We start from the raw sequence: 13,686 nt of genomic DNA, 5'->3' as shown, positions 1-13,686 counted from the left end.
GCGTGCGGATAATTCGGACAAGGCTGTGATTGCGGCGCACGCCCGGTCATCGTCAAGTTGGACCAAGCAGTCGTCGACCACCAATGGCAACGCGGTGCCACGAGTCAATTGATGATCGATCGAAGCCAATCTTAGGGCCAAATACAATGCATCGGCTGTCCCCGTGCTCATGGCGTTGGCTGGCACATCGGGTTCGTCGCTACGCGTGCGAGTTCCGAACAACATCACCTTTCCACGCGAGTCGAAATCGACCTTTAACGAGTCATATTCGTCTCGTGTCAGTTGTTGGAAAATCGTCGATGCAAGTTGTAGTACCGGCCCTTGGTTCTCTTGTCGGTAATGCTCAATCGCTTGTCGCAGCATCATCGCGGCGACCTTCACGCGAGCGAACTCTTCGATCGCGTTCTCCATTTTGCCGGTCAAAAATTGGATCGATTGCGAAAGTTCTGAAGCCCGATCGCTGCCATCGATTTGTTTTAGCCGCAGTCGCAACGCACCGACCGTTTGCTGGGCTTCGGAAAGCGATTCTTGGTTATTGGCTAGATCGGCTTCGATCTTTTCAATTTCAATTTGCACCAATTCGGGTTGGTGCTCGGCGACCTCTTCGGCGAACGCTTCGAGCTGGACGGTACCCGAAAGCATCCGCAATTGCTCTTCGATCGCTTGCTTGGATTGTTCGAACTGTTGCCGCTGTTTGGATCGCTGCTCGACTTCGACCAATTGTTCCGCCGCGTCGCAGCCAGCTTCTTCGCACAGCTTTTGAATTGCGACTTCGGCTTCGGTCACCTGTTGCTCGGCAGTTTCAAGTTGCTTTTCAGTCGAAGCAAGTTGCGTTGCCAAAACACCGCGTTGTTGTGACGCAGCACGCTCGTTTTGCAATCGATTGTAAAGCTGCTTGACGGTGCTGAAGGCGTCGCTGACGTCCCCTTCCTTTTCCTCGAGCTTGATGCCCAGTTCGGTGGCTAGGCGTGCGACGTCTTTTTGGTAGGTCTTGTCGTCTTCGAGCATTGATCGAATGCGGTGAGCCAAAATATCGCGTTCGCGTTTCTGGGCACACAACGCGTCGATTTGCGTGATCTTTTCCAACACCACCGCTGGAGTGCGGTCTACCGATTCGGCCAGTGCCGATGTGGCGGCGGCCCAATCGGTGTGCCACGTGTCGTAGTCGCGTTGACGCGATTCGAGTTGCGTTTGCAATCTCGGCAACTCTTCACGCATCATGTCATGTTGTTTCAATTGTTCATCGTAACGTTTACGAGCATGATGCAGCGTCGTGCGAAGATTCACCGCGTCATCGTACAGCGACGAAAAATCATTCGCGTCGATCTGGTCAAACAGGCTCGGTTCGTCACTGCCGACCAAGACAGGTTTGTCGACGACGGCTGATTCGATCGCGTGATTGAGTCGTTTGCACGAGGCGGCAATACGTTCTTCGAGTTGACTCACACGCTCTCGGGCTTCGTCAAGCCGGATGGTCGTTTCCACTAATTGAGCATGCGCGGTGATCCAGCGATACATGCGGTCAGGCGTGGTGGGGGTGACGCCCGAGGCTTCCCACAATGATTGCCATTGTTGCTGGGCCTCTTGGAACGCGGCTTTCGCTGCCTCGCCGTTTGTTTGGCAAAGCGTCTTTTGGTTGGCAGCCTTCTTTAGCTCCTCTTCGATCGAACTTTGCAGGTGCAGTTGTTCGTGATGAGACCGCATCGCATCGACTAGCGAATCGGCTTTGCGGATTTCCGCTTGCAACTGTGTCAGCGTTTTGGTGTCGAGCGTTCCTGCTTGATTGGCGGCGATCACATCGCAGAAAATTGCATCGCGACGCTCACGAGCTTCGCCCAATTGTTCCTCGCTCGGTAGCGTCGTGACAGACTGGACCGCTTCGAGTCGCTGTTGCAATTCCCGCTCGGTCGTGTCGAGTTGCTTCCATTGTTGCGTTACTGCGGCAAGTTGCTGTTCTCGCTTTTCGAGATTCTGGACAGCCGATTCGATTGCCGATTCCACTGGCAATCGCAATTTGGCGGTGTCATGGAACGAATCTGCAAACGAAGCCGCGGTGGTGTCGCCGGACGACGCAATCGGGCTGCAGAACGTATCCAATTTTCGGGCGACTTGTTCACAGCGGTTTTGAAGTTGTTTGACGTCCGATTTCTGCTGAGCCAAATTCGACAGCACCGAATCGGGAGATCCAACCGACTCGATCAATTGGCTGATCGAGTAGGGATCGTCCGGAACGATCGTTTCTTTTGCTTGTTCATCGGCTTCGGCAAGCCGTTTGCTGAGCGAGCGGAGGCTTTCGTCGGCGTCGTCTCGTTGTTTGGCGATCACGGCGTATTGCTGCGCCAAATCGTTGAGCTTGGTTCGCACCGAATCGACAACCCGCAGTTTTTTTAGTGATGAATCGATTTCATCGGTAACCGCCTGCTCTTCTTGCGAGACGATTTCGACCGAAAGCTCTTGTAACGCTTCGACCATCCGGCGATCAAGGTTTTTGCGAGTGCGTTGCAGATTGGCACGCTGAGTCCGAGCCTCTTCTCTCGCACCGAGACGCTGAAACAGCGAGTCGATTTGGGCTTCGTGAACCAAAATCGCCGAGTCATCGCCGAGGCTCTTCAGCTGTTTGGTCAATTCATCGACGCGGGTGCTGAGCGAACGCGTTTGCCGCAGCGAGATCTCGTGATGAGTGTCGACGGTGCGGCGTCGTTCACTAAAGGCATCGTCAAGCCGCGGTGCATCGGCAAGTTCGTCTAGCTTTTGAAGCAACGAATGCCACTGCGGGATCAACGGCAATGCGCTCTTAACCGCACGCAGTTTCGACAATGCGACCGCCGCTTCTTTGACGCAGTTTTGCAGTTCGTCGACGCGTTGGCACTCTCGATCCAGTTCGTCTTTGAGATCGTTAAAATCGCTCGGAGGGATTTTCGCTAGCTCGAGTTCTTTTCGTTTTTCAGCGATTTCGCGAGACAATTGATTGATCGCCCCTCGGGTACCGCCCGCAACAAACAGCTTGCCCGCCAAGTCATCGAGTTGGGATTGCACCGTTTTCAGTTGGCTGACCCCGGCTCCGGCGGCAAACAGGATTTCACCCAGATCTCCTTCGCCCTCGAGGATGGCTTGACCGCCGCGAACGAGTTCCTCATGCGACAAACCAAAGCGATGCTCAAACGCCTCGCGATCAACGCCACCTAGCATTGCGTCGAGAACCGCATCGTCGATCGTTTCATTGTCGTCGGCATCGCGCAGCGTCGCCTTGTTGCCGCGTCGCCGCAGGCACTCTAGCACGGTGCCGTTACCATCGGACAACTTGCCACCGACTCGAATCTTCCCCGTCGGGTGGATGTAATTGTCCTCGGCACGTTTGGACATGCCATACAGCAGTGATGTGATTGCGCGCAGACTTGTCGATTTTCCCGACTCGTTGGGCCCGTAGATGATGTGTAACCGCCGCGGACCGTCGGGCAATTCGATCGAGGTGTCGGTGAAACGTCCAAACGCTTTTAAATCGAGTCGTTCAATGATCATCAGTTCGCGTCCTCGCTTCCTTGCAAACGGCCGAGCAATTCCGCGGCAGCGGATTCAATCAGTTCGTCGACCCATTGGTCGTTGTCGGCGGAAAAGTTTTCTTCTTGTTCGGGCACTTTCTTGATCAATGCCGCAAATTCATTGGCAATCAATTTGCCCCGCTCGGGTGAGTTGCGTAGGTCATCAAAGATTTTGGAAACACTCGCCAGCGGTCCTTCCAAATCACCCAGGTCCAATTCGTGATTGGGCGTCGACGTTCGTAAGCGAAACTTTTCCATCCAAGCTTGGCCAGCACCATGCGTGATCGCAGTGGCGCGCAGCGACGCTTCTAAACGACGACGACTTTGATGCAGGGCGTTGTGGATCGGTGTGTCGCCGACAATCGAAACACGAGAAACCAGCAGCCGATCCTCGATCGTTTTGACCGTCTGTTGCAGCCATTGTTCGTATTCTTCGATGATGTCATCGACATGCTCGATTTTCGCAGCATTGATTTCGAACGATTCCCAGCGAACGACATCCAGCGGATGAAACGTTCGTGTACATTTGCCGCGGGAATTGATGTCGATGATCACGCAGCCCTTCTCGCCAGATTCGCGAATATGGCGGCCTTGGATGTTGCCGCTGAATACGATCGGAGCTCCATCCTCGGTTCCGTGCTCGCCGCGGATATGGATGTGCCCGAGCGCCCAATAGTCGTATTCTTTGGCGGTCAATTCAGTCGGTTTACAGGGTGAATAATTATCGTGCCCCTCGGCCCCCGTCAAACTGGTGTGCAGCAGTCCGAGATTGAACATTCCTGAGAGCGGTTTGGGGTACGTTTTCGAAAGATCGTCGGTTTCCGCTTTCTTGCGGAACGAGCGACCATGCACGGCCACACCAATCGATTCGAAGATGCGGCAATCGACTTTTTCGGCAGCCAACATGATCTCGCTGCCGTCGGGATTCTTGGGCAGCGGTAACGACGAGGTCATGATGTTTTGTGCATCATGGTTGCCGCGGATGACCACCAACGGAATTCCGGCACGCGTCAACTTGGCCGCTTGAGCGACGAAGAACAGCCCCGTGTTTTGATCCCGCCAATCGCCATCGTAAAGATCGCCCGCGATCACGACCAAGTCGACTTCTTCGTCGATCGCCAACCGCACCAAGTTTTCCAGCGCACGACGCGAGGCGCCACGGATTTGGTCGACCGGAGCATCTTCGTATGATTCCAAGTTTTGCAGCGGACTGTCCAGATGGATGTCCGCGGCATGTAAGATTCTTCGTTTACTCAATGCTGTCTCAATGAAGGTTGGCGGTTTGCACTTTGACGCGACGACGAAGACGCGTGGGCAAAGCAGATCTCGACGTGCTTGACGGGTTCGCTATCAGCGACGACCCGTTTCGCAGGCCCCTTGTCATTTTTGTACCAATCAGGGTTTCCCGAACAATACAGCGTTTCATTGTCGGCAGTAGGGTCCGCGTCACAACCCAGCGCGTGATAGATCAGCGACGCGGCGGTTTTGACTTGAAAGTCCTTTTTCTTGCTCGGCTGAACGATGATGTACAGCGCCTGCTTGGCTCGCGTAATGGCAACATACAACAAACAGAGCGCCTCGGTCATCGAGCTTGCTCCTTGCCCCCCAAACGCGAGTTGCCAGCGACGATCCAGGAAATGCCAATGCGTTTGTCCAATATAACGCGTGATCCCGCTGGGCGGTTCGCTCAGCGATTTCATGTCCGCGACGCAATTGCCGCTGCTGCGTGTGAGCGGTCCATCCAACTGTGGCAACACCACGACATCGAACTCGAGTCCCTTGGATTGATGCACCGTCATCACTCGCACCGGAGCACGCTGAGGGCGTTCGACCCGTTTCTCGCGGACCAAACGGACGAAGTCTCGCAGTCGTGGGCCAGGATTGTTTTCGTACGCGATGGCAAGCCGCGTCAATTGTTTCAGTCGCAACGTGTCGCGGGCGTTGCAGTTCGCAGCGAGTTTGCCAGCGAGATACTCGACCGTTTGGGCAATCCCATCGCGTTCGACTCGCATCCGAATCGTGTTTTCATTGAGCGACGGATCGGCCACCATCAACGTTTGTTCGACGTGGAATCGCCAACGTCCATCTCCGGGATGTTCGGCCATCATCAACGCCGACAACACCGTTTCGACTGCGGCGGAATCGGTCAGCGGATTGCCTCCTTCTTGGCTGACTTCGATATCGAGTGCCTCCAACCGCATGATCAATTGAGCCACCGCGCCGTTGGTTCGCGTCAGCACCCCAATCGATTTATGAGGCGATTTTCTGTGAATCTCGGCGATTCGTTTTGCCGCGTCATTAAAACAGGCGTCATCGTTGGCCGCTTTGTCGCCGTCTTTGACCGTATGGCTGGTTTCGATTTGCACGTAACCGGCAAGCGACTTGTTATTGGCTGCATGCGGTGGGAATTGTTTGGCAAACTTGCGAATCGACTCGGCTTCGTGAGCCGATTTGTCGGCCGGGTTTTTTACGTCGCCTTCGGTTGCCATCGGATGACGAGCGAGGTTGGAAAACAGCGTATTGACGAACTCGATGATGTCGGGACTGCTACGAAAGCTGACATTTTGTTCGGATTCGGTGATGCCCGCGATCTCGTCGGTCACGGCATCAAAGATCTCGGCCACGCCACCGCGCCATCCGTAGATCGCTTGTTTGGTATCACCGACACAGAAAAACGATCGGGCGGTCTGCCATGACGATCCATCACGCTCCGCCGCGGCGGTGTCGCAAGCGTGCATCGCCAACGGACGCAGCACTTGCCACTGGGCAGGCGAAGTGTCTTGGAATTCGTCGAGCAAAACATGGTCGATCGCGCCGTCCATGCGGTTGGTCAACGAGGCATGGTCGACCTTGGCAAACAGGTTGGCCAACCGGACCGCGACGTCCTCGAACCCCAGCACGCGAGTGGCTTGTTTGAGTTGGTTGACGTGGAAATCGTAGGCCGCCAACACCTTGCCTGTGGCCTCGTTCTGGGCGCTCAGCAAACTTAGCACCTCGGTTCGGACGGCTGCGTAGACAACGTCCAGCGCCTCGTCGAGTCCGTCGGGTAACACGCTGCGTCCGAACTTGACATCCTCGCCCGTCCGGCGGGCTTTGGCGATATTCACGATCAACGTTTCATCGGTCAATGTCTTGAAGTCGCCCGTTTCCGTGACATCCGCCAATTTTTGCAGCTTGGCTTTCACGGTCTTTTGTTTCGCTTCGGCCTGGCGAAGCTCGCCAGCGACTCGCGTTAAATCTTTTTGCTCGGGACGTTTCGGAACGACAAGCTTGTGCCAAACCTCTTGTTCGCTGCGACGCTGGGTGCTGTAGGCGGTATCGATGACTTGCATCAATTCACGCTGGATCGAACGCTTGATTTCGCCCTTGCCAAGCATCGTCAAGATCGTGGTCATTTCGCTCGGATTCAGCATCGAAACCACATTGCTGATCGCTTGTTCTTTGATCCACATCTCTTGGATCTCGTCGGTCAACTGCCACGCGGGAGGCAAGTTCAATTCAAACGGGAAGGAACGTGCCAATTGGGTGAACAGACTGTCGAGCGTGCAGATCCGCAAGCGATGGATGTTGCGCAGGATCTTGTGCAGCAGTTGACGACACGTTTGGTGGTTCAGCGTCGGCACCCCGACTTGATCTCGCAATTGCTGCAGTGCATCGGCATCGTTGTCATCGCCCGCTTTGGAAAGCACCAGCAACACACGGTCCAGGATTTCGCCAGCCGCTTTACGAGTAAACGTCGTCGCTAGGATCGTCTCGGGCGGCGAGTCTTGCAGCAGAATCCGCAACAACCGGGCGGTCAATTGGTACGTCTTTCCCGTCCCTGCCGACGCGCGGACGAGCGTCGGACGAAGTGCGTTGGTTTGTGTGGTGGCGTTCAAGGTGATTTTGTGGGGGTTGGGGAAAGGCATCAACTATCAGTGGCACGGCAACATCGCGGCAGAACGATGCGGCCTATTCGGAATCATCCATTCCGCCGGCGACGGACATCACGCCGGTTTGCATGATCATGTCATAGTCGTCGTACTGGATCGGGTCGGTGCTCGGCGCAAAGTCTTCGTCACGGATGCGGCGAACGCAGGCGAGGATCAGTAGTCGAGCTTGATCCATTAGCGGTTCGTCAAATTCGGCGATGTTGATCTTCGTTTCCTCGTCCTTGTCGCTGATATTGAAGTAACCGAGTTGCACTTCGGTTGGATTGGCTTCGATGCCGAGATACGGAATCATCATGCGGTAGAGCGGCAATTGCAGGTCAATCCACTTCAGTCCCTCGTCGGTCTTTTTGAGGTGCTTTTTCTCAGGTTTGTGCCCGTGCGTTTTGTAATCCAAAATCGCCCAGCGTCCTAAATCGGGGTGGTAGTCGATGCGATCGAGTCGGCCACGAAGTCCCATTTTAAAGCCGTCGACCTCGATACAGGCTCCGTCACGTTTGTCATCCACGGACGCTTCGGATTCTTTGATCACCCAGCCTTCGCCGATGCGTTTGGCTTGTTCGATCGCCACTTTGCGAAGTCGTCTTTCCGCTTGACGGATTTGCAATGCCACCGCGGTGGAAGCCGAGTCGCCGTATCGCAAGCTCGCATAACGGTGCAAATGATGAAGCAGGATTTTTTCGATCTTGTCCGCGTCGGCTTCGTCACGGTCATCGGAATCGCCAAACGTTTCCAGCGCACCGTGAATCAAATCGCCAAATTGGTTCGCCGCTAATTCGGCTGACATGTCGTCCAGCGGTTTCAGCTTCAGCACATGACGCAGATAGAATCGATACGGACATGCCAAGTAATCGTGAAACGCGGTCACGCTCATGGCCTTGACCGGACAGGTACCGGTCGAAGGGGGCAACTTGGGGATCGGCAGCGATGATTCGACGTTTGCGGTGTCCCAGCCGTGCTGGACCACCACTCCCGGTCGGCTTTTTTCGAGTAACAAGCGGATTCGCCGAGCCACGTCCTCGTCCGATGCTGCCGCCAACAATCGACTGGGCGGTGTCGGAGTCCCATCGGCCGAATTGCGACCGACAATAAAACGAACCGATTGGCGAGTCGACAGCAATAGTTGCATGTTGTAAACGTCGCGGGCAAAGCGGCGGTCGTTGTCGGCCATCCGCAATTGAGTTCGCAGCGTGCCTGGCAAAAACGCGTCGTTGGTGACTGCGGTGGGGACAAACGGATGGTTCAGCCCCAGCACCACCAACGCCTGAGCATCATCCAAGGCGAGATCGAGCCAACCGAGGATTTCAATGTCGTCGGGCTTCATCGCATCGACGACACGCAGGTCGCCGACGCGATTGGCGATCATTTGCATCGCACTCGCCCCATCAATTTCGAGATCCAATTCCGCGTTGACCTCGGCAAACCGTGTTAACAATCCGCGAACCGAATGCAGCGCCATCGCCGTTCGGTCTTGCGGGCCGCTGTCTTCAGGAAGGTTGTCCGATTCGAATGCGAATAGTGGCAGAGACTCGTCGGCGAGTTGTTCGGAATCGAGTTCCTGAGAATAAAGCGTCGATAGCCACTGCGAGATCGCGCCGCACCATTGCCCTAACGAGCGGTTCGCCCCTTGCAGTGGCGCCATCCATTTTTCGATCCGTTTGGCGACCTGGATCGCCGTGGGGTAGTTTTTCTTTGCCTCCTCGGGCAACGGGTTCGCCAGTTGGATGGGAAAGTGGTTGGCGAGTAGTTGGTCCAACTGCGTTAACCAGGACTTGGCCGCGTCGGGATCCTGTTTGCAGATCCAATCGTGAACATCTGCGTGCCGAACCAGCGTGGCCAGCGATTGCCACGAGCGAGTTTTTAAATAGGACGCGGTTAAATTCAGCAGCCGCCCGATCGCCGTCCGGTCGATGCTCCAGCCCAGGTTTCGGAACGTATCGACACCGCAGCTTCGCATTTCAAACTCGATCGGGCCGACTTGGGATTCGTCGGTGACGCCGATCGTGACTTCGTCGACCGGATATTGTTGTGCAAACTCGGCAATCACTTCGGCAACGGCGGTCGCTTGGTCGGCAATATCGCCGGCCGGAATCAATTGGTCGTCTTCGATCGGCAAGCGGTAATCGGCCCACTTGCTCGTTTCGATACAGCCCAGGTCGTCAAATCGCGACGCTTCGTTTTCGGGGGCGGCAACCATCGCAATGATTTCGCCTTGCATGGCTCGCAGCATCGCAATCTGCAGATGACTCAGGTCGCTCGTCCCAATCATCACGATCGTCGAGTCGGTTTTACAGGCGTTGTTGGCCAGCGCAAATCGACGTTCGTGATGCGGGTCGGCCAGCCCCGCCGAGGCGAGTCGTTTTAAATACGATTCAAACAACGTCGCCAGCAGTGTCCATCGTCGCTGGTCGTTTTCCGCTTCGGTCGCGGCGGCCACATCGGCAAACGAAAGTTGGTTCGAGGCCAAATCCTCGTGCAGCCCCCGAATCGTCGCCGCCAACTCCATCCAAGTATCCGCTTCATCGGACGTCGGTAATGTGGGAACAAGCGGTTTCAGCGTTTCCGGATTGGTCGCCGCAAGGACTTGGGACCAAGCAAGCGTTTGCTCGAAGTCGATCGCCAGTTTGGCGCGGGGCGAATAGAGTTGTTCGGGAAGCCGACCAAGTGTCAGGATTCGGGGCAGACTCAGACGCAATTCGGCATTGGCGGCCGCTTCCTTCAAAAGCGTCTCGAAACGATAGGAACTTTGCGAGGTGGGCAGAACGCAGATCAGTCCTGACAGATCAAATTGATTCGCCGACGCAAATTTCGTTTTCAGCGATTCCACAGCACGCGGCAGCAGCGGGGCTTCCCAGCCAAGAAATTGGGTCGTGATTTGTGGATTCATAGATTCGGTGACAAAAAAGGTCATGCGACCCGAGGCGGAAATACAGTAGTGTCGCGATCGGAGTGACACGTCTGGTCACAACGGAGTGATTTTCAGGAAAAAAGTGTTCTTTGCTAGTAAGGCAAAAAAACAAGCAGTCAGCCCAGGTTGCCCATCTTTCCTGGTTCCGTTCAGAAAGAATGAAAGGACTTGGGAAAATTTACCGTCTGTGCTGAATGTTCTAGCGCCGCAGCGCCGATAACACTTAACAAATGGAGTCCCAGGGAAGCCACTACCGTGCGCATGGAGGCGCACCGCGATGATCATCTGGTCCATCAAATTATTGAGTAACGTTCGCCACGCGATCGCCGGACGCAAATATCCGCACCAGCTTGCTGGGGCGGTTGCGATCGGTGCGTTGTTGGGCATTATTCCGCACGGAAATCTGTTGGCGCTGTTTGTGCTGATCGTTTTGTTGTCGCTGAAGATCAACCATTCGATGGCGGCATTGACCACGATCGGGACGACCTTCGCCGCCACCAAGCTTGATCCGTATTCGCATGACGTCGGCAGCTATATTCTGACGCATCCGACGCTCGGTCCCAAGATGGCCAGCTTTTGGAAGTTGCCGCTGGTGCCGTGGACCGATCTGAACAACACCGTTGTGTTGGGAAGTTTTGTCATCGGATTGGCCGCCGTGCTGCCGATCTTCCTGATCACCTACCCCGTGTTTCGGTTGTTCAAACCCCAGGATGCGGAGGCCGAACGCGAGCGGATCGACGCCCTTTCGGATGAAGCACTCGATGCCGAAGAAAACCGCGTCGTGCTTCAGCCCGCAACTCCCAACGCCCCGAAAACGCCACGTCGCGTAGGCGAGGTGGCTGCCGCGGCGACACAGCCGATGGTCGTTCGCATCGATCAATCGCATGTTGTTTCCAAGTCGGACGCGGAAACCCATGCTGAAGTTAATGCAGAGGTGAACGCCGCGTTTGATGATGAATCAAACGACTCTAGCGAACACCTGCAGATGCCTCGTATGTCGGTCGAGACGCGAATCGATGTGATTCGCATGAAAGATGCCGACATGGCGAACAGCCCCATTGAAACCACTCCCTCGGCCACTCAGGACGAGGACGAAACCGATCAACAACCGATGGACGAGGCGCTGAATTACTTACTTCGTCAATTGCGCACCTCTAAGCAAAAGGATGCAGCATGATACGCTGGAGTTTTGTACTAACCCGTCTGATCATTGTTGTCACGATCATCATGTTGTTGCGTTGGGGCCTAGGCCCGGTCGCAAGCTACGTGACAATCAAAGGGTTCGAAAGTGCCACCGGTGCCAAAGTCGAAATCGGCAGCGCCCATGTCGGACTGTTTCCCCCGAGCATCTCGTATTCGGATTTCCGAGTCGCGGATCCTCGTAAGGGCAAAGAGATGGAGGACATGTTTCGCGCCGAATCGATCGAGCTGGTGATCGATGGCGACGCGATGCTGCATCGCCGCTGGGTTGCCCGCGATGGCAAAATCACCGGTCTGGTCATTGGTGCCGATCGAGATTCGTCGGGACACTATGAAGACGAACAAGAAGAGGCGGCTCCTTCGCCTTCGGATGCCCCTTCGTTCTTGACTCGCATGATTGCCGCGACAACTGATTCGCTTAGCGCCGAAGCAAGTGCGTTGACCGAAAATCTTGAAACAGTTCGCCGTAGTCGTGAGATCCGCGACCGCTGGGAAAGCGAATACGATTCGTTGGTTGTGCGAGCACGTAACTTGGAAAAACAGATTCGCACGGTGCGTGATGAAGCACGTGGGATCGACAATCCGCTGCGAGATTGGCCGCAACTGCAGCGGACGCTCGAGCAAGCCAAACAAGCTCGCAACGAATTGATGGCGGTTCGCCAAGCGATCGACACCTTGCCCGAACAACTGCAATCCGATCTCGCTTCGCTGGATGAAGCGAAGAAGATCGACATGCAAAAAGTCAACCAATTTGTGCCAGGCGATCTTCAGAATGGGGACGACTTTGGTATCGATATGTTGAAGTTTGCTGTGCAAAAACAGATCGATCAGATTCGCGGCTACCTGGATGGGGGACGCACGATCGCCAACTACACCGTGGTGGCGCCTGAGAGCGAACGGGGGCGAGGCGAAGACTTTGATTTGCTTGGCAACGCACAGCTCTCAGCCTTGCTGGTTCGTCGCTGCGAAGTCGGCGGATCGATGCGTGCCAACGGCAAAATGTATTCGCTCAAAGGCATCGTTGAAAATCTGACCCCGACGCCCGAGTTATTGCGAGAGCCAACGCTGGTCAAGTTCCAATTAGATGGGCCCGATGTGGTTCGCGTTGAATACGCGGTCGATCGTCGTCGCGGTGCGGATGTCGATTTGTTGACTCTGCATTGGCCGCAAATGGAAGCCAAACCGCTGCGTTTAGGCAGCCAACACGAAGCGGGAATCAAGATTAGTGGCGGCCAACGCGAATTGTGGGTCCAACTGCGTAGCGAAGGTGAGAACGTCGAAGGCCGTTTTGTCAGCAAGCAGACGGGGCTGCAGATGAAGCTTGCGGTCGATTCTAAATTTGCTAAATCGGCGGCGGTCCAGTCGTTGCAGTCGAGTTTAGATGCGGTCGACCGTATCGAGATTGATGCCAACTTCAGCGGCCAGTGGAATGATCTTGCCCTGAAGATGCACACCAATCTTGGCCAAGTGTTCCGCCGAGCGACTCAGGACGCTGTCAATGATCAAATCGTGGCATCGAAGCAGAAGCTGCAGGAACAGGTCGACAAGGCTCACTTGGAGCAAACGTTGGCGTTGCGAGAATGGTTGACGTCACAGCAAAGCGAAGCACGTTCGCTGCTGGCCAGTGCGGACAAGTCGATCGAAGAGATGAGCCAAAAGGTGATGAGCGAAGTCGGCGAGGCCGACGTCTATCTCGGCAAGTTGCGAGGCGCCTTCGAGAAGAAGCTGCGTTAAAGGCGGCTTTCAATGTCGCCGGACGTCTCCGACGTCCGATTGATAGGTTGATATTTTAGCCCAGAGGGCGGCACAATCTCTGCCGGGGGTGGCAACCCTCGGACTGCAGCCTATGTTGCTGCCACCTCTCCACCGACGAAGGAGACTGCTGATTTATGACGACATCACCGTTCTTATGTTAGCCGCTTGGGCGCTGTGAAACATTGAGAGACGGCAAATTACGGCATTTGCGTTCCGTAGCTACGCTGCTCCGAAAACGGCATCCGGTAATTTGCTGGGTGCGGGCAGACCGATAGCGATGGCTCTTATGGACAAGGCCTTAAATATCGGCTTGTGGATTATTTGTGTTTAGGTGACGTGACGTCGTTCAGGCTGC

6 protein-coding genes are annotated in these 13,686 nt (G+C 55.3%); 2 read left to right on the top strand and 4 right to left on the bottom strand.

Annotated features, from left to right (window positions below):
• The 4 genes from ABX962_RS15465 to ABX962_RS15450 all read right to left on the bottom strand — a co-directional run.
• On the bottom strand, positions 1–3,519 hold a 3,519-nt coding region (locus ABX962_RS15465; RefSeq protein ID WP_372720924.1), incomplete at its 3' end, for an AAA family ATPase.
• A complete protein-coding gene (locus tag ABX962_RS15460) occupies positions 3,519–4,796 on the bottom strand; it encodes an exonuclease SbcCD subunit D (RefSeq protein ID WP_372720922.1) in 1,278 nt (425 codons plus the stop codon). The genes ABX962_RS15465 and ABX962_RS15460, both read right to left, overlap by 1 nt.
• The gene (locus tag ABX962_RS15455; RefSeq protein ID WP_372720920.1) at positions 4,793–7,417 is read right to left on the bottom strand and encodes a UvrD-helicase domain-containing protein; all 2,625 of its coding nucleotides are present in this window, start codon (positions 7,415–7,417) and stop codon (positions 4,793–4,795) included. The genes ABX962_RS15460 and ABX962_RS15455 overlap by 4 nt, the downstream gene beginning before the upstream one ends.
• A gap of 73 nt (positions 7,418–7,490) precedes the next feature.
• Positions 7,491–10,355, bottom strand: a complete 2,865-nt coding sequence (locus ABX962_RS15450; RefSeq protein WP_372720918.1) for a PD-(D/E)XK nuclease family protein — start codon at positions 10,353–10,355, stop codon at positions 7,491–7,493.
• A 298-nt stretch (positions 10,356–10,653) separates the two neighbouring features.
• Here ABX962_RS15450 and ABX962_RS15445 point away from each other — a divergent pair, with 298 nt between their 5' ends.
• Positions 10,654–11,553 (top strand): TIGR03546 family protein, encoded by a 900-nt coding sequence (locus tag ABX962_RS15445; RefSeq protein ID WP_372720916.1) that lies wholly within the window; start codon positions 10,654–10,656, stop codon positions 11,551–11,553.
• Entirely contained in the window at positions 11,550–13,310 is a 1,761-nt protein-coding gene (locus ABX962_RS15440) for a TIGR03545 family protein (RefSeq protein WP_372720914.1), read from the top strand. Before ABX962_RS15445 ends, ABX962_RS15440 begins: the two co-directional genes overlap by 4 nt.
• Positions 13,311–13,686 lie beyond the last annotated feature (376 nt).

It is taken from the genome of Novipirellula sp., assembly GCF_041583735.1.
GTDB lineage: Bacteria > Planctomycetota > Planctomycetia > Pirellulales > Pirellulaceae > Novipirellula.
The sequence above is the reverse complement of the archived record's forward strand: the minus strand, read 5'-3'. Positions and strand labels throughout refer to the sequence as shown.

What these genes read in the sequence shown, in the direction of transcription:
- ABX962_RS15450 (WP_372720918.1), bottom strand. Translation starts at nt 10,355, where the DNA reads ATGAATCCACAAATCACGACCCAATTTCTTGGCTGGGAAGCCCCGCTG.
- ABX962_RS15445 (WP_372720916.1), top strand. Translation starts at nt 10,654, where the DNA reads ATGATCATCTGGTCCATCAAATTATTGAGTAACGTTCGCCACGCGATC.
- ABX962_RS15440 (WP_372720914.1), top strand. Translation starts at nt 11,550, where the DNA reads ATGATACGCTGGAGTTTTGTACTAACCCGTCTGATCATTGTTGTCACG.